The following is a 21,741-nucleotide window of genomic DNA, read 5'->3' as shown; positions in this document are numbered from 1 at the left end:
CGAGACTTTAGGTGTTGAACAGAAAGTGCATCACATCACCATCTTTGACGATGTAGCCTTTGCCCTCAGCCCGCATCTTGCCCGCCTCTTTCGCACCCTGTTCGCCATTCGCGGCAATGTAGTCGTCATAAGCAATGGTCTCGGCCCGGATAAAACCCTTTTCGAAATCGCCGTGGATCACACCCGCGGCCTGCGGTGCGGCAGTGCCGGTGCGGATGGTCCAGGCGCGAGCCTCTTTCGGGCCAACGGTGAAATAGGTTTCCAGTTTCAGCAGGTCGTAGCCCGCGCGGATCAGACGGTCGAGGCCGGGCTCTTCCAGACCCATTTCCTCAAGGAACATCTGCGCCTCGTCGTCTTCCAGCAGGCTGATTTCTTCCTCGATCTTGGCGCTGATAATGACATGCGAATTGCCCTGCGCGGCGGCCATTTCGGCAACCTTGGCCGAATATTCATTCCCTTCGGCCGCTTCTTCTTCGGACACGTTACAAACATAGAGCACAGGCTTGGTGGTCAGCAGTTGCAGCATCTTCCAGGCCTTGGCGTCCTCGGCAGATACCGCGACCAAACGCGCAGGTTTGCCGTTTTCCAACATCTCTTGCGCCTCTGCCAGCAAACGGTCTTGCTGCTGCGCCTCTTTGTCATTGCCCTTCAGCTTGCGCACCAGATTGGCGCGGCGCTTTTCGATGCTTTCCAGATCGGCCAGCATTAACTCGGTCTCGATGGTGTCCGCGTCGGCCACCGGATCGACGCGGCCATCCACGTGAGTCACATCGCCATCTTCGAAACAGCGCAACACATGGGCGATGGCGTCCGTCTCACGGATATTGGCTAGAAACTGGTTGCCCAGCCCTTCCCCCTTGGAGGCACCCTTCACCAAACCAGCAATATCCACAAAGGTCATGCGCGTTGGGATGATCTGTTTCGACGAGGCAATCGCTGCCAGCTTATCCAGACGATCATCCGGCACGGCCACATCACCAACATTGGGCTCAATCGTGCAAAACGGGAAGTTCGCAGCTTGCGCCGCAGCTGTTTTGGTCAGCGCGTTGAACAAGGTCGACTTACCCACATTCGGCAGACCCACGATTCCCATTTTAAAGCCCATGATGGCCTCCTGAAGCGATGTGACGGCGTCTTCTATGCACCTGAGTTGGAATGCGCAAGCAATAGCTCGGACCCACGAGACATGGGGCCGATAGGTCACATCACAAAACTGTTCCCCAATCGTGTTCTTGTACCAATTGAAAAATACGATTTAGGGTAGCCACTTAGCGCATGTAGACATAACAACTGAAGAACTTCGGCTATGAAGACTTTCCTTTTCGCGTCCTTGATTGCACTTGCCAGCCCGGTAGTTGCGCAGGCTCAGACTGTGATCTTTGGGGCCGGCTATGCAGATTATTCTGACAGTGCGTCGGTGGATCAGGGCATTGTATCCCTTGAATATCAGCATCGCCCCTTCCATCAGGCGACCCGGTTCAGTGCGACCTGGGGTGCAGCCCTTTCGGTCGACGAAGACGGCGATACCCATATCGGCGCAGGCCTGGTAGGCATCTACAATCTAAATGAACGCTGGTTCGTCGAGGGCAGCGTGATGCCCGGCTATTACAGCGAAGGCAACGATCTGAACGATCTGGGCGGTAATTTTCAGATCCGAAGCTTGCTGGGGCTGGGCTATACCTTAAATGGCGGGAACAAAGTGTCGGTGGCGATCACTCACAAGTCCAATGCCAGCACAGAGGAATTCAACCCCGGCGTAAACGCGGTGCTCGTGCGGTATCATCTGGGCTTCTGAGCCGATCAGACCCGGGCGGGATTGATTTTCGGGTAAAGTTTCTGCACATCAGGTTCAAACCTGACTGCTAGGACACCCGATGACCCGTATCGACACGAAGTTCGCCGCCCTGAAAGCCGAAGGCAAGAAAGCATTTGTTGCCTATATCATGGCGGGCGATCCCGACTATGACACCTCGCTAGAGGTGGTCAAAGGCCTGCCTGCGGCAGGCGTCGACGTGATCGAACTGGGCCTGCCCTTTACCGACCCGATGGCGGATGGGCCCACCATTCAGGCCGCGGGTCAACGGGCGCTGGATCAGGGCATGACGCTGAAGCGCACCCTCGACCTGGCCCGCAGCTTCCGCGAAACAGATGACACCACACCGATTGTTTTGATGGGCTACTACAATCCGATCTACAGCCACGGTGTTGATGCCTTTCTGGGCGACGCTAAAGCTGCAGGCATTGATGGGTTGATCGTCGTGGACCTACCGCCGGAAGAAGATGACGAGCTCTGCCTGCCGGCGCAGGCTGCGGGCCTGAATTTCATCAGGCTCGCCACACCCACAACCGATGATAAACGCCTGCCTCGCGTTCTGCAAAACACCTCTGGCTTTGTCTATTATGTGTCGATTACCGGAATCACTGGCGCGGCTGAGGCTGAGGCTACTAATGTCGGCCCCGAGGTCGCGCGGATCAAATCCGCAAGTGACCTGCCCGTGATCGTGGGTTTTGGGATCAACACACCCGAAAAATCGCGCGCCATAGCTTCGGTTGCAGATGGGGCTGTCGTGGGCTCAGCGATTGTAAGCCAGATCGGTGCGGGAAAACCCGTGCCTGAAGTGCTGGAATTTGTAAAAACGCTGGCGGATGGTGCGCATTCCGTCTGACTTTAATCACCAAGAACAAAACCGAAGCCGCAGTCAGCCCCTACTGACTGCGGTTTTTCGTTGTACGGGCATGTCCATCAACCGCAATTATCCAGCGTTGCGATCTTTGATGCGAATTGGTAAAGAAAACGAACCAATCCTTCAGGGGCCGGACAAATGCCAGTCATCACCACCATCGACGACCTAAAACGTATCTACGAACGGCGCGTGCCGCGCATGTTCTATGACTACGCCGAAAGCGGCAGCTGGACCGAACAGACCTTTCGCGAAAACAGCTCGGATTTCGAACAAATTCGCCTGCGCCAGCGGGTCGCTGTGGATATGGTCGGGCGTTCAACCGCGTCTCAGATGATCGGGCAAGATGTCGCGATGCCCGTAGCGCTTGCGCCGGTAGGTCTGACCGGAATGCAGCATGCCGATGGCGAGATGAAAGCGGCCAAGGCAGCCGAGGAATTCGGTGTCCCGTTTACGCTATCGACGATGTCCATCAATTCGATTGAAGATGTGGCAGAATACACCAGCAAACCCTTTTGGTTTCAGCTCTACACCATGAAGGACACCGACTACGTCAATCGGCTGATCCAGCGTGCAAAAGACGCCAAATGTTCGGCGCTGGTGATCACGCTGGATCTGCAAATCCTGGGTCAGCGGCACAAGGATCTGAAGAACGGATTGTCCGCCCCGCCAAAACTAACCGCAAAAACCATTGCAAACCTGATGACCAAATGGTCCTGGGGCATCGAGATGCTGCGCGCCCAAAGGCGTGAGTTCGGAAACATCGTCGGCCATGTCGAAGGCATCTCGGACGCCTCCTCACTGGGCGCTTGGACCGCTGAACAATTTGACCCCAGCCTGGATTGGTCAAAGGTTGAAAAGCTGATGGAACAATGGGGCGGCAAGGTGATCCTCAAAGGCATTCTGGATGCCGAAGATGCAAAAATGGCCGCCAAGCTGGGGGCGGATGCTATCGTTGTCTCGAATCACGGCGGTCGCCAACTGGACGGCGCGCTCAGTTCAATCCGGATGCTGCCCGAGATCATGGACGCCGTCGGTAGCGATATCGAGGTGCATCTGGACAGCGGCATCCGATCTGGGCAGGACGTCCTGAAGGCGTTGGCCCTGGGCGCAAAAGGCACCTATATCGGGCGCGCCTTTGTCTACGGACTGGGCGCAATGGGTCAAAAGGGTGTGACAACAGCGCTCGATGTCATTCAGAAAGAACTTGATACAACCATGGCCTTGTGCGGAGAGCGCAACGTTTCGGATTTGGGTCGGCACAATCTGCTGGTGCCTCAAGACTTTGGTGGCCGCTGGCAAAACTGACGAGTGAGAGGAGGCTCTGCCCCCGTCGCCCTTACTGGGCGCCTCCCCCGGGGATATTTATAGCCAGATGAAGTCTGGATTCTTCATTCACCTGGCTAAAAAATATCCCGGAGCGCGAGGCAAAGCCTCGCAAGAAAACAGACGCTGCAAAAACCCCTTTCCAAACCCAATGAATCAAGCTAAGGACGCGGCTTCACGCGGGCATACAGCCTTGGAGGATGCCCGCCCTAACATTGGAGAATTATCATGGCTGGAGAGATTCCTGATCTCGTAGCTCTGGAACGGACGGGGACAGGCAAGGGCGCCGCTCGTCAGGCGCGCCGCGATGGCATGGTTCCGGGCATTGTGTTTGGTGGCGATAAAGAGCCGCTGCCAATTCAGATCCCGTTCAACGAACTGTTCAAACGCCTGAAGGCTGGCCGGTTTAAGTCGACCCTTTGGAACCTGAAGGTTGACGGCCACGAAGACGTTCGCGTGATCTGCCGTGACGTTCAGCGTGACGTCGTCAAAGACCTGCCAACCCATCTGGACCTGATGCGCCTGCGCCGGACCACTAAGATCGCACTGTTCATCCCCGTTGAGTTTATCAACGAAGAAGCAGCCCCTGGAATCAAGAAGGGCGGCGTTCTGACCGTTGTGCGCCCGGAAGTCGAACTGATGTGTACCGCTGGCGAGATCCCCGAGAAGATCACCGTTGATCTTACTGGCATGGAGATCAACGACGTTGCCACCATCTCGTCGGTTGACCTGCCCGCAGGCACCAAGCCGACAATCGACCGGGACTTCGTGATCGCCAATGTGTCAGCGCCGACCGGACTGTCGACCAGCGACGATGAGGAAGAAGGCGAAGAAGTGGCCGCGGACGAAGTAGAAGTCGTCGGCCAGGAAGAAGCTGAAGAGTAAACCCGGGCCCAAGAGTTCGGACTTGAAACGGGGCCCTTTGCGGGCCCCGTTTTCTTTTGGTCGGGCTGGAAACACGTGCAATTCCGTGCCATCAACCCACTGCGCTGTACAAGGACGAGAAAATGAAACTGTTTGTCGGACTGGGGAACCCGGGCTCGAAATACGCCCGCAACCGACACAATATAGGTTTCATGGCTTTGGATCGAATTGCCGAAGATCATGGCTTTGGTCCTTGGAAATCAAAGTTCCAGGGTGAGATCGCCGAAGGACGTTTGGGCACAGAGAAAGTACTGCTGCTAAAGCCGCAGACGTTCATGAACCGTTCAGGCCAATCGGTTGGCGAAGCAATGCGCTTCTACAAACTTGAATCCACGGATGTGACCGTCTTTCACGATGAGCTGGATCTGGCCCCGGGCAAAGTCCGGGTCAAGGCGGGCGGCGGTCACGCTGGTCACAACGGATTGCGGTCGATCCACGATCACATTGGGGCGGCCTATGACCGCGTGCGCCTGGGCATCGGCCATCCTGGTCGCAAAGAGATTGTATCGCCTTACGTACTATCAGATTTTGCCAAAGCTGAGGCCGAATGGCTGGACAATGTACTGCGCGGTGTCTCAGACGGGGCTGAACATCTGACAAAGGACGAGGGTGGCAAATTCATGAACGCCGTTGCGCTGCGTACTGCACCGGCACGATCCTCCAAGTCGCCTCCGGCCGACGACCCCACATCTAAGCCCGTTGAAAAACCCGAACCAGTTGCAGATGACCGGACGGCCATGCAAAAGCTGCTGGATAAATTCAAATAGTCCTGATCGCGCTTTCCGTTACGTCTTGATTGCGCAATGCGCCCTGCAACGCTCCTATGTAACCGAAACAGGGAGGGTTGCATGAGAACTGTGATCAAATGGCTGCTGCGCATCACTTTGGCCTTGGTGCTGGCTGCAATTGCGGTTGGGGTCTGGAAGCGTGAAGAGATTCAACGCTTGATGGCAGTGAACTCTTTGTTTTCCGAAGAAAAAATTGTTCACAACTTCTCGCACATGGATGAGGCGTTTCTGACCGCCCCCCTGCCCCGTGGAAACGGACCAACCTGGGAATTGCCCTATGGGGCTGGCTTTGACCTTCCCGATGGCACAGATGAATGGGTCGACGAACGCGCCGTGACCTCTCTGCTGGTCATGCAAAACGGTGAGGTTCGCTTTGAAGAGTACTATCTGGGCACCGGCGCAGATGACCGGCGGATATCTTGGTCGGTTGCAAAAAGCTATCTGTCGGCCTTGTTCGGCATCTTGCTGAGCGAAGGCGCGATCACCTCGCTGGACGATCCTGTCGTGCAATACGCCCCGCAGCTGAAGGGCAGCGCCTATGACGGCGCAACGATCCGGAATGTGCTGAACATGGCCAGCGGTGTAACCTTTGACGAAGACTATCTGGACCCCAATTCAGATATCAACCGCATGGGCCGCATCGTTGCGCTTGGCGGGGAACTGGATGATTTTGCCGCGTCGCTCAATGAGAGTTTCGCCCCTCCGGGGGAAACCTATCAATATGTTTCGATCGATACCCATGTGTTGGGCATGGTGATCCGCGGGGCCACTGGGCGCAGTGTTACCGACCTGCTGACCAAAAAGATCATTCAGCCCTTGGGCCTAGAGCATGACGGCTACTACGTGACTGACGGCGCTGGCGTGGCCTTTGTCCTGGGTGGGTTGAACTTCACCACACGTGACTTCGCCCGTTTTGGACAGATGATCTTGCAAAACGGCGTACACAATGGGCAACAGCTGGTTCCGGCGGACTGGATCGCCGTATCAACAGCGGCATCATCGCCAACCAAACCGGGCAAAATCGGCTATGGCTACCAATGGTGGATCCCTGTCGGTGCCGAAGACGGTGAATTCATGGCGCGCGGCGTTTACGGGCAATACATCTATTTTGACCAGGCCCGCGACGTTCTGATCGTCACGACCGGCGCAGATCGGCGATTCCGCGATCCCGGCGTCAGCGAAGAAAATATTGAAATGTTTCGCAGCATCGCCCGAAGCCTGTAAGGTGGCCCTATGCAGAAACAAGACAGCATCAATGTTCTGGGGGGCGTTCTGGCCCCCTGCTCACGCGATCCTCTGACCGGGTTTTTTCGGGACGGGGCTTGCAACACATGCCCCGAGGATCAGGGCAGCCACACGGTCTGCGCCGTCATGACGGCTGAATTCCTGGCCTATTCCAAGTATGTAGGCAACGATCTCAGCACGCCGCGCCCCGAGTTTGATTTCCCGGGCCTTAAACCTGGTGACGGCTGGTGCCTTTGTGCAAGTCGTTTCCTGCAGGCCTATGACGAAGGCTGTGCCCCGATGGTGCATCTTGAAGCAACACATCAGCGAGCTTTGGAGATCGTTCCGCTCAAGGTATTGGAAGCCAAGCGCGCTGACTAAGATAGTTATATCGCCACTGCGCGATATCCACGGGATGTGCGCGAAGGCGGGCCGGTTGGAAAACCGTGCTCTGCCTCCAAACCCCACCCTGATTGTGCCAGCAATTTTGCCACCACATCCGGACGATAGGTCCGGTGGCGCCACTGCAGCCATATGATCGCATTGCACCAATGCGGTTTGCTTACGACCAGCCACAGCGTCGCTCCCGGTGCAGCCAACTCGCGCATTTGACGCAGTGCATCGACCGGATCAGTACAGTGTTCCAGAACATGCGCCGCTAGGATACAATCATAGGGCTGAACGGCCTTGAACTCTGACAGCCAGTTTCTCGCGACCGCTGCATCAATTCCGCGCCGAGCGAGGGCACCCTTTGCCCGAAACAACATGTTCTCTGATGGCTCAAGCAACGTGACGGAACCGTGCGGTTGTTCAACGGCACGCGCCTCGGCAAAGGCACCGGTTCCGCACCCAACGTCCAACGCATTGTCGCCTAGATTCGCCGCCGGGTCCGCCGATAGAAACCCGAGATAGGCGTCGAAATAGCCAAGCAACCGCATCTTGTCCGCCCATCCGGGCGCTGCGGCATCATACTTCTGACCAAGCTGTTCGGACTTGATGGATTGAGACGGGTCGCGCATGGGCGCAACCTGACACAATTCAATCGAGTCTCATAGCTCCAAGGCTAGTCCGCCGTGCGGCCTTCGGTATCCGACATATCAAAGTTCAGATACTTGGCCACGGTCTGTACGTCCTTGTCTCCTCGCCCACACATGTTCATGCAGATCAGGTGATCTTTGGGCAGGTCGGGCGCGATCTTCATGACATGGGCCAGTGCATGGCTAGGCTCCAGCGCAGGAATGATGCCTTCGGTCGCGCAGCACAGCTGGAACGCCTCTAGCGCTTCTTTGTCTGTGATAGCGACATAGTTTGCACGACCGATATCGTTCAGCCATGAATGCTCAGGTCCGATGCCCGGATAGTCGAGACCAGCCGAGATCGAATAGCCTTCGAGAATCTGACCATCGTCATCCTGCAACAGATAGGTGCGGTTGCCGTGCAGCACGCCCGGACGTCCACCAGTGAGTGAGGCGCAATGTTCCATCTTTTCGTTCACGCCTTTGCCGCCAGCTTCGACGCCAATGATGTTGACGTCCTTGTCGTCGAGGAACGGGTAGAACAGGCCCATCGCGTTCGAGCCACCGCCAATGGCGGCGATGATCGTGTCGGGTAGGCGGCCCTCAGCCTTCATCATCTGCTCTTTCGCTTCCTTGCCAATGATCGACTGGAAATCGCGCACCATCGCCGGATACGGGTGCGGACCGGCCACCGTGCCAATGCAGTAGAACGTGTCGCGCACATTAGTCACCCAGTCGCGCAGTGCGTCGTTCATCGCGTCTTTCAACGTGCCACGACCTGAAGTCACTGGGATCACTTCGGCGCCCAACAGACGCATCCGAAACACGTTCGGGGCCTGACGCTGCACATCATGCGCACCCATGTAGACGATGCATTTCAGGCCGAACTTGGCGCAGACGGTGGCGGTAGCCACACCGTGCTGCCCGGCCCCTGTTTCCGCGATGATCCGGGTCTTGCCCATGCGCCGCGCCAGAATGATCTGGCCCAACACGTTGTTGATCTTGTGCGCGCCGGTGTGGTTCAGCTCATCACGTTTCAGGTAGATCTTCGCGCCGCCCAAATGCTCGGTCAGGCGTTCCGCGTAATACAGCGGCGAGGGGCGGCCTACATAATTGGCCCACAGATCATCCATCTCGGCCCAGAAGGTCGGATCATCCTTGGCCTTGTTGTATTCCTCTTCCAGCGACAGGATCAGGGGCATCAGCGTTTCACTGACGAACCGTCCGCCGAAGATACCGAAACGCCCCTGTTCATCGGGGCCGGACATGAAAGAGTTGAAAAGATCGTTGGCCATAGGTGTCTCCACTCGTCGTACCCGTTGTTCATAGGAGGTGGTGGCAGGATTTGCCATGGGCAAAACGCATCATTCGGCTGCTTGAACCTGTTGTCGCCAGTGTTGAAGCGCTTGTTCGGCTGTTGGAACCCCTACGCACGAGAAATGGCAGAATCGGTTCACGTTGGCGAGGCGATCAGCTGCCAGCATGACACGGCGATGCGGGCCAGTGCGCGCAAACGCCATCATCGCCTCGATATCCTGCCAGACGCTTAGCGAGAAATAGAGGTCGTCCAGTGGGAACACCTCGGCGTGCAGGCACAAAGGATCCCGGCGTGCTTGCCGCAACGCCTGACCTGCGCGCCAGAAAAACTCTGGCGTATGGTACCAATGCCGTAGGGAAACGCCGCCAATCGATGCAAACATAATCGAACCCTCCTCTTTGGAGGTACGGCGCGCATGCCTTTTCAGATCACTGTGCCGAGTCGATAAATGCCTGAATCAACGCCGCATCCTTGACGCCGGGTGTGCTTTCAACCCCTGATGCAACATCAACCTGACGCGCACCCGTCATACGAATAGCTTCGGCCACGTTGGCGGGATTAAGCCCACCGGCTAGCATCCAAGGCCTACGCCAGTATTTGCGCCCAGCTAGCAGGCGCCAGTCAAACGCCAAACCATTGCCGCCCGGTAAGACAGCGTTTTTCGGGGCCTTCGCGTCGATCAGCAGTTGATCGGCTACACCACTGTAGGTGTCGATTGCCGAGAGATCTTTCGCATCAGCAACACCTATAACCTTCATCACGGGCAGGCCATACCGATCCTTGACCTCTTGCACCCGCTCGACCGTCTCGGCTCCGTGCAATTGCAGCATGTCGAACGGTGCAGTTTGCGTGATGCTGTCGAGCAATTCATTCCTGGCGTTCACAACCAGCGCGACCTTAGCGACACCAGCGGGGACACCTGTCACCAACCCGGCGGCCTGTTCTGGGGAAACATATCGTGGTGATTTTGGGAAAAAGTTAAACCCTAAGTACCGCGCACCCGCATCTACCGATGCGCGCACGTGATCAGGGGCGGTGAGACCGCAGATTTTGACGGATACCTCGGCCATGGCGTCGGCTCAGCTCGCCTCGTCCAGAATGGCCAGAACTTCGTCTTTGTCTTCGTTCTGCTTTTTCTTGAGCTTCTTGACCTCGCGCTCGAGCTTGCGCACTTCGCTTTTCTTGACCGAGGCGTCTTTGCGATGCTTGTGCTCTCGCAGCCATTCCCACAGAAACCCGATGACCAGCCCCGCCACGACGCCGCCCAAAACGACGATGAACAGCGGCAATGAGGTGGACAGGTTAAAGCCCAGCAGTTCTGCCAAGGTGTCAGGCATCAGCTTCAGCTCGACCGAGCTGACATTGGCCAGTGAAATCGAGATCAGAATGATCCCCAAACTCGCCAGAAAAGCATATCGAAGGTAGCGCATCATGGGATCAGGCTTTACCGTTCAATCGATCCCTTAGCAACTTGCCGGTTTTGAAAAACGGAACTGATTTTTCTTCGACCTGAACCGTCTCGCCGGTTCTTGGGTTACGGCCCACGCGAGCGTCACGCTTTTTCACCGAAAACGCACCAAAGCCGCGCAGTTCGACACGGTCGCCGCGCGACATCGCATCGGTGACTTCTTCAAATAGGGTATTCACGATCCGCTCGACATCACGCTGGTAGAGATGTGGGTTTTCATCGGCAATCTTCTGAATCAATTCTGAACGGATCATTCGCGTTACCCTCCCAGGCGGCCAATATGTCAGGTCTATTGTTCTGACAGTATAGGGAAAAAGCCGGATCAGGGGAAAGCAAACTATGGGCGCGGGTGCCTGAATTTGGCACAGACTCACGCGATTTTTTGCCAGTTCACCCGCTTTACACACCTAATGCGCGAGCAATCAGCCGGATAGATCGAAGAATCGGAACATATTGATTCGCAACAAAAACGGCCCCGCGCGGATGCACGGGGCCGATTGTCATGTTCAAGCTTGCGCCCTGAGTTTAGTCGCCGGATTTCAGCGCTGCACCCAGGATATCGCCCAGCGATGCGCCCGAGTCGGAGGAACCGTACTGTTCCACGGCCTCTTTCTCTTCGGCGATCTCGCGTGCTTTGATCGACAGGCCCAGACGGCGGGTCTTGCTGTCGACATTGGTGACGCGGACGTCGACCTTGTCGCCGGTGTTGAAGCGCTCAGGGCGCTGCTCGGCGCGGTCACGGCTCAGGTCCGAACGACGGATGAACGACTTCATGCCTTCGTACTCGACCTCGATGCCGCCATCTTCGATCGCGGTAACTTCGACAGTGATGACCGAACCACGCTTCACGCCGCCCACGGCTTCGGCGAACTTGTCACCGCCCAGGGCTTTGATCGACAGCGAGATACGCTCTTTCTCAACGTCCACTTCCGAGACAACGGCCGAAACCATGTCGCCTTTGCGGTAGTTCTGGATCGCATCCTCGCCACGCTCGTCCCAGGACAAGTCGGACAGGTGAACCATGCCGTCGATGTCGCCTTCGAGGCCGATGAACAGACCGAATTCGGTGATGTTCTTGACTTCGCCTTCGACCTCGGTGCCCTCGGGGTGTGTTTCTGCAAACACTTCCCACGGGTTGCGCTGAGTCTGCTTCAGGCCCAGAGACACGCGACGCTTGGCGCCGTCGATTTCCAGAACCATGACGTCGACTTCCTGGCTGGTCGAAACGATCTTGCCGGGGTGGACGTTTTTCTTGGTCCAGGACATTTCGGACACGTGCACCAGACCTTCGACACCGGCTTCCAGCTCGACGAACGCGCCGTAGTCGGTAATGTTGGTGACGCGACCCTGATGGACCGAGCCCAGCGGGTATTTCGCAGCAACCAGATCCCATGGATCTTCCTGCAGCTGCTTCATGCCCAGGCTGATGCGGTGGGTCTCTTTGTTGATCTTGATGACCTGAACCTTGATGGTTTCGCCGATCGTCAGGATTTCGGACGGGTGGTTCACACGACGCCATGCCATGTCGGTGACGTGCAGCAGACCGTCAACGCCGCCCAGGTCAACAAATGCACCGTATTCGGTGATGTTTTTGACAACACCTTCGACGGTCTGACCTTCGGACAGGTTGCCGATAACTTCGGCACGCTGTTCGGCACGCGATTCTTCCAGGATGGCGCGACGCGACACAACGATGTTGCCACGGCGGCGGTCCATTTTCAGAATCTGGAATGGCTGCTTCAGACCCATCAGCGGGCCAGCGTCGCGCACGGGGCGAACGTCAACCTGCGAGCCGGGCAGGAACGCAACTGCGCCACCCAGATCGACGGTGAAGCCACCTTTGACGCGACCAAAGATTGCACCTTCGACGCGCTGGTCGTCGGCATATGCTTTTTCCAGACGGTCCCATGCCTCTTCACGGCGGGCCATCTCGCGCGAGATGACGGCTTCGCCACGGGCGTTTTCTGCGGCGCGCAGGTAAACTTCGACCTCGTCACCTACAGCGATTTCAGGGGCTTCGCCGGGATTTGCGAATTCTTTCAGATCAACGCGGCCTTCCATTTTGTAGCCTACGTCGATGATGGCTTGGCCGGCTTCAATCGCCAGAACCTTACCTTTGACGACAGAACCCTCTTCGGGTGTGTCCATTTCGAAGCTTTCGTTCAGGAGGGCTTCGAATTCCTCCATAGATGTATCAGCCATGTGGCGTCGTTTTCCTTTACAGTACGTTTTTGCTGGCCGAGCGGTTGTCTCCGCCGGTCTTGTTTCATGATGTCGTCGGGCGTGATCCGGTGCGCCCCTGAGCAAACAAACACAAAGGGCCGAGGTAACCCGGCCCTGCTCAGAAACGTCATCCGGGCGTTGACCGCCCATGTATCGACAGCGCGCGTATAGGCGGATTTCAGTGCGGACGCAAGGGCAAAGCCCATATTTTCATGGCCCAGGGGAATCCGGGCGCCCTTGTGCAATCAGACAGACTGGGTCCAGACTTTCGAATCCTTTTGCAGCATCGCCTGCTCGACCGCGTTCAACCGTCCAATCGCAGCTAAGGGGTCTTTGGCACCGTCAATTCGGTTCCAGATTTTCAGGGCCGAGCTTGGGCTCCACGGCAGACAGGCCTGTGCCAGCCAGCGCCGTAACGGTTGCGGCAAGTTATCATAGGTCTGCATAGGCGACGCCTGTCGGCGACGCCGTTTCAAATCACTCCGCAGATTGCGGCCTGCGCCGGGTCGGTATTGGGGTCTCGGTTGCCTCATGACGTAATGATATTACATTTCTCATCACAGGCTGCAACACGGATTGATCACCTTACCAAGTCATAGAGTGGGGCACTTGGCGCTCAGAGCACCAGTGCTTGACAAATGCCCCCTGTCACCCGCCGCAAACACCCTAGAAAAGCTGCAAATCCTTGCTGCCACTTTGAATTTCGGCAAGATTCGGCATGTTCTGGATCGCCACAGGCGCAGGCACCTGCCCGGGCATTGCCACCGTCGCCGCAGCAACGGCCTTGTCAAAGGCGGGTTTATCCAGTTCTCCCCGAATATCGCGCAACAGAGTTTTGTGGTCTGGCATGGTGCGCAGAATCTGCGCAAGGTCCACCTTGGCCCCCTTCCACCATTGGAACCAGATCGGCTTTTTCAGCGGGCGTATCCGGTCGCGTATCCCCGCGCCATAGCCTGTATCGTAGACCTGCTTGCCTAGCAGAACCGTCTGATAGACGCGGAAATTGAACAGGGTTGCGAACTCGATATCATGTTCCATTGGCAGGCGGTGTTGCCACAGCTCAAGGTTCTCGGCCAAACGGTCCGGTATCTTCATCTCGGTGCGCGCATCAATCCAATATTGGTCATCTGTGCGATTGCCCAATCGGTAATGCAGGCAGATGAAGTCCAGAACCTCATCATACAGCTTGTTCATCTGGCGATTATATCGCGCCCGCAAAAACGGCTCGATATCGCGCGTGGGCAGATGCTCGGCGAACCAGCGGATGGCATGGTCGATCATATGGATCGCGGTGCTTTCAAGCGGTTCGATAAACCCACCGGACAGACCAATCGCCAAACAGTTCTTAACCCAGGCATTGCGCACCCGCCCGATGCGCATCGGGATAACACGTGGTGTCAGACCCTTGCCGCTGTCGCCCAGCCATTCCAGATACTCATCCGCCGCCTGATCATCAGTCCGATGCGCCGATGAGAACACATAGCCCGTCCCAACCCGATTGTAGAGCGGCACGCGCCAAGTCCAGCCCGCGCCCAGTGCGGTCGACCGCGTGACGCTTTCGATCTTTTCCGGATCGGGATGTTCGATCTGTAACGCCATGGCGCGGTCATTCGGCAAATAGTCCGAATAGTCCATGAACGGCTCGCCCAGAGCCTGGTTGATGATCAATCCCCGGAATCCGGTACAGTCTATGACCATCTCAATGTCGTGCCGCCCTTTGCGCTCCAGCATCAGATGGCTGACATTGCCCTGCTCGTCCAGCTCGACCGACTGCACCTCATCCTGAATGTGCTCCACACCACGCTTGGTGCAGACCCGCGTGAGCATGCCCGCAAACTTTACCGCGTCCAGATGATAGGCATAGCCAAAGCGCTGTTCGAACTCAGGCGCACCCAAAGGCCGCGCACCTTTGCACAGGCGGGCCAGATCATCATGAGGCGCGATTGACTGCGTAAAATCACGATCCCCATTGCCGAACCGCAGAAAGTATTCCGCGGCCTCGAGCCCTTCCAGCAACTGCCCATGGGCAAAGGGGTTCACGTAGTCGATACGGTTTCCCTTGGCATCCTTATTCCAGTTGCAAAACTTCACGCCCAGCTTGAACGAAGCGTTGGTTTCACGAAAGAAATCCCGCTCGGAGATCCCCGCCTGGCGCAATGTGACCGGCATGCGCGGCACCGTCGCCTCGCCCACACCGACGGTCGAAATATTCGGGCTTTCGATCAGGCAGATACGCGGACGATCCTTGGTTGCGGAGGTGCGTGAAAACACCATGTCCAGGATCAGCGCAGTCATCCAACCCGCCGTACCACCACCGACGATGGTGATCTTACTCAAACGATTATTCATATTTTCTGTCCCTGTTGGCTTTTGGGATTCTGTAACCGCCTCCCCATTTATTGAGGTTGTTTGGCGGCTTTCCCATTTAGCTTGCAGGAGACTATAGCAGCTTTCCTGCATCCAGCTAGGGTCTTTGGGATGGGGCCATCAAAGAGGATGGGGGATCGCCAATTGCGTTCAGATTTCTTCGCCCTTCTTCAACAGCTCTTCGAGCAACTCGCGCTGCAAGTCATGACTGTCGCCGCCACCGAACTCGGCCGCACCACCTGTGTACAGAGTGCCATAGGTGATTGCGATGTTCACAGTCTGGGCCAGACCCGAAATCAACTGATCCTTGTCCAACCGGGACAAGGGATGGATGAACGCCGCCCAGAGTGTGCCATTGGCAATGGCGTAGCGGGCATCCAACGTGCTGTCAAAATTTGCCTGCATCATGCGCTGCAGGTCTGCGTGCGACAAATCTTCGGCGCTGCCAATCGCAACCAAAGCCCGCATCCGATCCAATGTCGTATCGGTGACAACCAGCACTGTCTGTTCTGATATCGTCAGCTGAAACCCCGGTCCAAACGGCTGTGCCTCGGGGTCGAGCGCAAAGAGGATCTTGCCCAGACGCTCATATGTCATGGCAGGTTCGACATCTGGCTGCTCGGGCTGAGCCTCCTGCGCCATCAGGCTTCCGGCGGCGAGGAACAAAATCAGGGCTAGTCGGATCATGGCGTCTCTCCTGCTGGCATAGGGTGAACATATGGCCAGATGTTTCGCATGACCAAACAAAGCTTGGTGAACAGCACAAGCCTGCAATCCGACAAGTTGTACGATCTGCAAGTAATCGCGACCTATCTGCGATTAAACGTCCGACCACCCTTGCCTAGCTATGTTTCATCGGTCGCCACAGTGATCGACTTGAACCCAAAGCAACAAGGAAACGCACAATGAAAACTCGATTTTTGACCGCCCTCGCAGCTGCCATTGCCCTCACCACACCGGCCTTTGCGGCGGATGAAATCAATGTCTCGAACGGCATCTCAGCCGCAGGTGCGCCGCTGGCTGCCCACGGCGTTGATCTGGTCGCACTGGTCAATAACGGCAACCCGGTCGAAGGCTTCGCGACCCATACAGCAACTTATGATGGCGCATCATACTATTTTACCACCGCCACAAACCTCGAAGCATTCGAGGCGAACCCGACGGCGTATCTGCCGCAACACGGCGGTTTCTGTTCGTTTGGCGTATCGGTCGGCAAGAAGTTCGATGGCGATCCGGATCAATACCTGATTGCCGATGGCAAGCTGTACCTGTTCTTGAATGCTGATACCCGCACCGCCTTTTTGAAGGATGTTGCTGGCACCGCAAAAACGGCGGACGATCAGTGGGCAAACATTCAAAGCATCGCAGTTGGCGATCTGTAAACCGCGCCTTGCTGCCCGCGGCTTTAGTCAGCCGCGGGCAGTTTCGCGTTGATCGCGGCCAAGGCTTGGTTCAAAGCGGCCTCGATGCTCAGATCTGTGGTATCCAGCATCACGGCATCTTCGGCCGGTTTCATCGGCGCTGTACTACGCTCGGCATCGCGCGCATCGCGTTCTTTCACATCCGCCAGAACCTGATCACGGGTCACGTTAGCGCCTTTGGCTTGTAGTTCAAGAAACCGACGCTCGGCCCGAACCTCAGCACTTGCGGTGACAAACAACTTCACCTCGGCACGCGGGCAAATCACAGTCCCAATGTCCCGCCCATCCAGGACCGCCCCGCCTGCCCGCCGGGCAAAGGCGCGTTGAAAATCGACAAGTGCAGCGCGCACTTCAGGGATCACAGCGACTTTAGACGCTGCCTGCGCTATCTCAGCCGTGCGCAGGTCGCCTTGATCTAAATCCTCGGCCGTCAATGTCTGTGCGGCTTCCACCGGATCCACACCCAGCAAAGTCCGCCGCCCGACCGCGCGGTAGAGCAGACCCGTATCCAAATGCGCAAACCCAAAATGCGCCGCAACCGCCTTTGAGATCGTGCCCTTTCCTGCTGCTGCCGGGCCATCAATCGCGACAGTGAAGCTGTAGGTCATCGCCCGGCTCACTGGTTGTTTCTGACAAGCCGCGCCCCAAGGCCCGCCATCAGTGGCTCGAATATCGGGAAAGAGGTTGCGATTGGGCCAGCGTCATCAACTGTCACAGAGGTCTTAGCACCCATACCGAGGATCATAAACGACATGGCGATGCGGTGATCCAGAAAGCTCTCGCAGGTTTTGCCGCCGGGCACGTTACCGATGCCCAACCCTTCAACCGACCACCAATCATCGCCGTCTTCCACAGTGACGCCATTCGCGCGCAAGCCGCGGGCCATTGCGTCGATCCGGTCGCTTTCCTTCACGCGCAGCTCTTTCACGCCGCCCATCATCGTGGTTCCAGTGGCATTGGCCGCAACCACAGACAGAACCGGATATTCATCGATCATCGAGGCAGCGCGTTCCGGCGGCACCTCGATCCCCTTCATATTTGGCGAATACTTGGCGCGCAGATCGGCAACGGGCTCGCCCCCTTCTTCACGTTCGTTCTCATAAGTCAGATCAGCCCCCATCTCGCGCAGCGTGGTGAACAGACCCGCACGGGTTGGGTTCAAACCAATACCAGGCACCAGCACGTCTGAGCCGGGCGTGATAAGCGCCGCACAAACTGGGAAAGCCGCGCTGGACGGGTCGCGTGGCACGGCAATGACCTGAGGTTTCAGCTCGGGTCGACCGGTCAGAGTGATCACGCGCCCCTCATCGGTATCCTCAACTGTGATTTCGGCCCCGAAACCCGCCAGCATCCGTTCGGAATGATCGCGGGTGGCTTCTTTCTCGATCACCACGGTCTTGCCGGGCGCATTCAGCCCCGCCAGCAGCACCGCCGATTTGACCTGCGCAGACGGCATCGGCACTTTATAGCGCACCGGAACTGGCTCGGCCGCGCCCACGATTGTCATCGGCAAGCGCCCACCGGAACGGCCCACAGATTGCGTGCCAAACAAGGCAAGCGGATCAGTAACCCGTGCCATTGGGCGTTTGTTCAGGCTCGCGTCTCCTGTGAACGTGGCCGAGATCGGACAGGTGGCCATGGCCCCCATGATCAGCCGCACCCCGGTGCCCGAATTGCCGCAATCGATCACCTGTTCGGGTTCAGCAAAGCCACCAACGCCGACGCCGTGAACCGACCATTCGCCACCGCCGTGATCTGTCACCTCGGCCCCAAAGGCGCGCATCGCCTTAGCGGTGTCCAGAACATCCTCACCTTCCAGCAGACCGGTGATCCGCGTCTCGCCCACAGCCATCGCACCCAGGATCAAAGACCGATGCGAAATCGACTTGTCGCCGGGAACCTCGGCCGTGCCTTGCAGCGGGCCGCAGGGATGCGAGGTCATCGGGATGGGCGTGCCGTGTCCGGACATGGGAGCTCCTGTTTTCGCTATCAATCCTCAGGCCGATTAGCGAATTGGGCGTGCAGGGTCCAGCGCCAAAGCCCCGGGTTGCAAGCTTGTTTCTTCGATTCTGTGCTAAACACCTGATTTGTGGTATACTGAAGCCATTCATATTCAGTGATTTATTTTATCTATGAAAGCTCAGGATTTTACCATGAACAGAGCACCAAACATGTTGGAGCGCGGGCCAACTCAGCTTTTCCACCCCGCCGATCCCACGCGCACAGAAAGCAAACTGGAACAAAGGCTGGCGTTTCTGGTCGGACTGGTCGCCTTTGGCCTGCCGATCATTCTGGCAGTCGGGGCCAACTTCGGCGGAAGCTGTTTCCGTGACAGCATCAGCCATTTCTACTATGCCCAGTTTCTTGGCACAATCTTCGTTGGCCTGCTGTATTTCATTGGCGGCTTTCTGATCGCCTATACTGGAGATACGTTTTTCGAAGACACCCTCAGCAGCGTTGCAGGTGTCGGCGCATTCATCGTCGCCTCAATCCCAACACTGGGCACCGGGTGCGAGGATCGGACAACTTTTCTGTCCCGCGTCTTTGTCGAAGTGACCAGCGGCCCGCCGATCATAGTTGCAGAGGCACCGCATCAAGGGTTTTTCAACCTGTTCAGCAGCGCCAGCAACTGGCACCTGATCGCGGCTGGTATCCTGTTTGTTTATCTTGGCCTATACTGCCTGATCGTGCTCAAGCGCGTGGTCCCCGAACGGCATGAAAAAGACGGCGTGCTGATCGAAAGCAAGCGCAAGCGGAACCGGCTGTATACCATATGCGGGATCACTATTCTGGCCTGCGTCGCAGCGCTTTATGTTAAAGACAAGTTCGGAACAGATTTCGTCGACTGGTGGAACAGCCTGAACTTGACCTTCTATGTCGAAGCCCTCGCCCTGTGGGCCTTTGGGATCGCATGGTTCGCCAAGGGACGTACCTTCCCGAAGCTGAACGACACCTAGCCCAACCGCCGGAAGGTCAGATAGTGCGGGGTCCTGCCTTCGCGCAGGGCCTTTTGCTCATATCGGGTTGAAATCCAATCCCCCCAAGGCTCGCGCCAATCCGCGGGTCGTTCCGCCAGCCATTCGAAGCCCGCGCGCGGAACCTCTTCCAGCGCTTGGCGCACATAGTCGGGGATATCCGTCGCAACACGGAAAATCGACCCTGGCTTGAGCGCGCGCGCCAGTGGTTCCAGATGCTCGGGTGTGACAAAGCGGCGGCGGTGATGTCGTGTTTTGGGCCATGGGTCAGGATAAAGCAGGAAAGCGCGCGAGATGCTGGCCTCAGGCAACACATCAAACAGGTCGCGTGCATCGCCGGGGTAAACGGCAAGGTTCTGAACCCGCGCCTGTCGGATTTTGCCAAGCAACATCGCAACGCCGTTGATGTAAGGTTCAGCTCCGATGATCCCGATATCCGGGTTGGATGCGGCCTGATGCACCAGATGTTCACCACCGCCAAAACCAACCTCAAGCCAGACATCCTTGCCACCGAACAGGGCATCCAAGTCTAACGGATGGCGTTCCGGGTTTACATCCCAATCCACTTCCCCCGGCGACAAAGCATCGAGGTCTTCGTCCAGATACGTCTTCTGGCTTTGCTTTAGGGTCTTACCCTTGAAGCGACCATAAAAGTTTCTGCGGGGGCGTTGCGGTGTCTGGGTGCTCATGGCCGTGCCCATACTGCGCTCATGATATTGTTGCAATAGATGGCAAGGGCGGAAGCGGGGGCCAACCCCAGCACCCCCGGGGTATTTTCAAACAGAAGAAGAGCGCGCCCGTCAGGGCGCACCTTCGGATTAGGGTCGTTAGACGGCCTTTTTTAGATCGTCAGTCAGATCGGTGCGTTCCCAGCTAAAGCCGCCATCCGCATCCGGTTCACGACCAAAATGGCCGTAAGCGGCCGTGCGCTGGTAAATCGGCTTGTTCAACTGCAGATGTTCGCGGATGCCACGCGGGGTCAAATCCATAACCTGCCCAACCGCCTTTTCGATTTGCGCATCCTCAATCTGGCCGGTTCCGTGGGTGTCTGCATAGATCGACAGAGGTTTGGATACGCCAATCGCATAGCTCAGCTGGATGGTGCAGCGTTCGGCCATGCCGGCGGCGACCACGTTCTTGGCCAGATAGCGCGCAGCATAGGCGGCTGAACGGTCCACCTTGGTTGGATCTTTGCCCGAGAATGCACCACCACCATGGGGCGCAGCACCGCCATAGGTATCCACGATGATCTTACGACCAGTGAGACCAGCATCCCCATCCGGGCCACCAATGACGAATTTGCCGGTCGGGTTCACATGCCACTCGGTCTCGGTCGACAACCAGCCATCGGGCAAGGTTTCGGTGATATAGGGCTCGACAATCGCACGGATGTCATCCGAACTCAGCGCTTCGTCGAGATGCTGGGTCGATAAAACGATCGAGCTGACGCCAACTGGTTTACCATCGCGATAGACAACCGACAGCTGCGATTTTGCGTCCGGGCCCAATGCAGCCTCAGCTCCGCTCTTGCGCACCTCGGCCAGACGCCGCAGGATCGCGTGCGAATACTGGATCGGCGCAGGCATCAGCGCAGGGGTTTCGGTCGTGGCATAACCGAACATGATGCCCTGATCGCCCGCGCCCTCATCCTTGTCGCCCGAGGCATCCACGCCCTGAGCAATATGGGCGGATTGTTCGTGCAGCAGGTTCGTCACCTCGACTGTTTCATGATGAAACTTGTCCTGCTCGTAGCCGATATCCTTGATACAGTCGCGCGCAATCTGATCGATGCGCCCCATGTAATCGTGAAGCTTTTCCTGATCAGACAGACCTACTTCGCCACCGATGACGACACGATCGGTGGTCGCAAAGGTTTCGCACGCCACGCGTGCTTCGGGTTCTTCATTCAGAAATGCATCAAGGACGGCATCCGAGATCCGGTCGCAAACCTTATCCGGGTGCCCTTCGGAAACCGATTCCGAAGTGAAAGTATAGTTCTGTCTGGACATA

The 21,741-nt window shown here is 57.2% G+C and carries 24 protein-coding genes; 9 read left to right on the top strand and 15 right to left on the bottom strand.

What is annotated here, in order from left to right:
• Nucleotides 1–7 precede the first annotated feature (7 nt).
• A complete protein-coding gene (ychF, locus tag ACR0JX_RS04930; protein WP_480541921.1) occupies nt 8–1,105 on the bottom strand; it encodes a redox-regulated ATPase YchF in 1,098 nt (365 codons plus the stop codon).
• 201 nt (nt 1,106–1,306) lie between these two features.
• On the opposite strand from ychF, the gene ACR0JX_RS04925 reads away from it, so the two are divergent.
• From ACR0JX_RS04925 to ACR0JX_RS04895, 7 genes are all read left to right on the top strand, one after another.
• Nucleotides 1,307–1,795 (top strand): acyloxyacyl hydrolase, encoded by a 489-nt coding sequence (locus ACR0JX_RS04925; RefSeq protein ID WP_480541919.1) that lies wholly within the window; start codon nt 1,307–1,309, stop codon nt 1,793–1,795.
• 79 nt (nt 1,796–1,874) lie between these two features.
• Nucleotides 1,875–2,666, top strand: coding sequence for a tryptophan synthase subunit alpha (gene trpA, locus ACR0JX_RS04920; protein ID WP_480541917.1), 792 nt, complete (start codon nt 1,875–1,877; stop codon nt 2,664–2,666).
• A 156-nt stretch (nt 2,667–2,822) separates the two neighbouring features.
• Nucleotides 2,823–3,989, top strand: a complete 1,167-nt coding sequence (locus tag ACR0JX_RS04915) for an alpha-hydroxy acid oxidase (RefSeq protein ID WP_480541915.1) — start codon at nt 2,823–2,825, stop codon at nt 3,987–3,989.
• Between the two features lie 246 nt (nt 3,990–4,235).
• Nucleotides 4,236–4,892, top strand: coding sequence for a 50S ribosomal protein L25/general stress protein Ctc (locus ACR0JX_RS04910; RefSeq protein ID WP_170531146.1), 657 nt, complete (start codon nt 4,236–4,238; stop codon nt 4,890–4,892).
• Nucleotides 4,893–5,014: 122 nt separating this feature from the next.
• Nucleotides 5,015–5,698 carry an aminoacyl-tRNA hydrolase gene (pth, locus tag ACR0JX_RS04905; protein ID WP_480541913.1) on the top strand — a complete coding sequence of 228 codons (684 nt, stop codon included), beginning with the start codon at nt 5,015–5,017 and terminating at the stop codon, nt 5,696–5,698.
• A gap of 81 nt (nt 5,699–5,779) precedes the next feature.
• Nucleotides 5,780–6,943: a serine hydrolase domain-containing protein gene (locus ACR0JX_RS04900; protein WP_480541911.1), complete on the top strand. Its 1,164-nt coding sequence runs from the start codon at nt 5,780–5,782 to the stop codon at nt 6,941–6,943.
• Nucleotides 6,944–6,952: 9 nt separating this feature from the next.
• Nucleotides 6,953–7,324: a DUF2237 family protein gene (locus tag ACR0JX_RS04895; RefSeq protein ID WP_480541909.1), complete on the top strand. Its 372-nt coding sequence runs from the start codon at nt 6,953–6,955 to the stop codon at nt 7,322–7,324.
• Between the two features lie 5 nt (nt 7,325–7,329).
• Here ACR0JX_RS04895 and ACR0JX_RS04890 read toward each other — a convergent pair whose 3' ends face one another.
• From ACR0JX_RS04890 to ACR0JX_RS04845, 10 genes are all read right to left on the bottom strand, one after another.
• A complete protein-coding gene (locus tag ACR0JX_RS04890) occupies nt 7,330–7,962 on the bottom strand; it encodes a class I SAM-dependent methyltransferase (RefSeq protein ID WP_480541907.1) in 633 nt (210 codons plus the stop codon).
• Between the two features lie 44 nt (nt 7,963–8,006).
• A complete protein-coding gene (gene trpB / locus ACR0JX_RS04885; RefSeq protein WP_480541905.1) occupies nt 8,007–9,254 on the bottom strand; it encodes a tryptophan synthase subunit beta in 1,248 nt (415 codons plus the stop codon).
• A 69-nt stretch (nt 9,255–9,323) separates the two neighbouring features.
• The gene (locus tag ACR0JX_RS04880; RefSeq protein ID WP_480541903.1) at nt 9,324–9,659 is read right to left on the bottom strand and encodes a hypothetical protein; all 336 of its coding nucleotides are present in this window, start codon (nt 9,657–9,659) and stop codon (nt 9,324–9,326) included.
• A 46-nt stretch (nt 9,660–9,705) separates the two neighbouring features.
• Nucleotides 9,706–10,347 carry a phosphoribosylanthranilate isomerase gene (locus ACR0JX_RS04875; RefSeq protein WP_480541901.1) on the bottom strand — a complete coding sequence of 214 codons (642 nt, stop codon included), beginning with the start codon at nt 10,345–10,347 and terminating at the stop codon, nt 9,706–9,708.
• A 9-nt stretch (nt 10,348–10,356) separates the two neighbouring features.
• Nucleotides 10,357–10,707 carry a lipopolysaccharide assembly protein LapA domain-containing protein gene (locus ACR0JX_RS04870; protein WP_480542970.1) on the bottom strand — a complete coding sequence of 117 codons (351 nt, stop codon included), beginning with the start codon at nt 10,705–10,707 and terminating at the stop codon, nt 10,357–10,359.
• A gap of 7 nt (nt 10,708–10,714) precedes the next feature.
• Complete coding sequence (gene ihfB, locus ACR0JX_RS04865) at nt 10,715–10,999, bottom strand: integration host factor subunit beta (protein ID WP_480541899.1); 285 nt, start codon at nt 10,997–10,999, stop codon at nt 10,715–10,717.
• Nucleotides 11,000–11,270: 271 nt separating this feature from the next.
• Nucleotides 11,271–12,947, bottom strand: coding sequence for a 30S ribosomal protein S1 (rpsA, locus tag ACR0JX_RS04860; protein ID WP_170354861.1), 1,677 nt, complete (start codon nt 12,945–12,947; stop codon nt 11,271–11,273).
• Between the two features lie 266 nt (nt 12,948–13,213).
• A complete protein-coding gene (locus tag ACR0JX_RS04855) occupies nt 13,214–13,501 on the bottom strand; it encodes a DUF6525 family protein (protein ID WP_480541897.1) in 288 nt (95 codons plus the stop codon).
• 133 nt (nt 13,502–13,634) lie between these two features.
• Nucleotides 13,635–15,317, bottom strand: a complete 1,683-nt coding sequence (locus tag ACR0JX_RS04850; protein ID WP_480541895.1) for a tryptophan halogenase family protein — start codon at nt 15,315–15,317, stop codon at nt 13,635–13,637.
• A 168-nt stretch (nt 15,318–15,485) separates the two neighbouring features.
• A complete protein-coding gene (locus tag ACR0JX_RS04845) occupies nt 15,486–16,022 on the bottom strand; it encodes a hypothetical protein (RefSeq protein ID WP_170531161.1) in 537 nt (178 codons plus the stop codon).
• A 218-nt stretch (nt 16,023–16,240) separates the two neighbouring features.
• Between ACR0JX_RS04845 and ACR0JX_RS04840 the strand changes: the two genes are divergently transcribed.
• Nucleotides 16,241–16,717, top strand: a complete 477-nt coding sequence (locus tag ACR0JX_RS04840) for a YHS domain-containing (seleno)protein (RefSeq protein ID WP_480541894.1) — start codon at nt 16,241–16,243, stop codon at nt 16,715–16,717.
• A 23-nt stretch (nt 16,718–16,740) separates the two neighbouring features.
• Here ACR0JX_RS04840 and cmk read toward each other — a convergent pair whose 3' ends face one another.
• Entirely contained in the window at nt 16,741–17,364 is a 624-nt protein-coding gene (gene cmk / locus ACR0JX_RS04835) for a (d)CMP kinase (RefSeq protein ID WP_480541892.1), read from the bottom strand.
• 8 nt (nt 17,365–17,372) lie between these two features.
• Entirely contained in the window at nt 17,373–18,725 is a 1,353-nt protein-coding gene (aroA, locus tag ACR0JX_RS04830) for a 3-phosphoshikimate 1-carboxyvinyltransferase (protein WP_480541890.1), read from the bottom strand.
• Between the two features lie 184 nt (nt 18,726–18,909).
• Between aroA and ACR0JX_RS04825 the strand changes: the two genes are divergently transcribed.
• On the top strand, nt 18,910–19,713 hold the full coding sequence (locus ACR0JX_RS04825; protein WP_480541888.1) for a hypothetical protein: 804 nt from the start codon (nt 18,910–18,912) through the stop codon (nt 19,711–19,713).
• Here ACR0JX_RS04825 and trmB read toward each other — a convergent pair.
• Both trmB and metK read right to left on the bottom strand, forming a co-directional pair.
• Nucleotides 19,710–20,420 carry a tRNA (guanine(46)-N(7))-methyltransferase TrmB gene (gene trmB, locus ACR0JX_RS04820; RefSeq protein ID WP_480541886.1) on the bottom strand — a complete coding sequence of 237 codons (711 nt, stop codon included), beginning with the start codon at nt 20,418–20,420 and terminating at the stop codon, nt 19,710–19,712. The two genes, ACR0JX_RS04825 and trmB, sit on opposite strands and share 4 nt — an antisense overlap.
• 138 nt (nt 20,421–20,558) lie before the next feature.
• The gene (gene metK / locus ACR0JX_RS04815; protein WP_480541884.1) at nt 20,559–21,740 is read right to left on the bottom strand and encodes a methionine adenosyltransferase; all 1,182 of its coding nucleotides are present in this window, start codon (nt 21,738–21,740) and stop codon (nt 20,559–20,561) included.
• Between the last annotated feature and the right edge of the window lies 1 nt (nt 21,741).

The organism is Ruegeria sp. AH7, from assembly GCF_056541325.1.
Note: the sequence above shows the minus strand (reverse complement) of the source record. Positions and strands in the feature narration are given on the sequence as shown.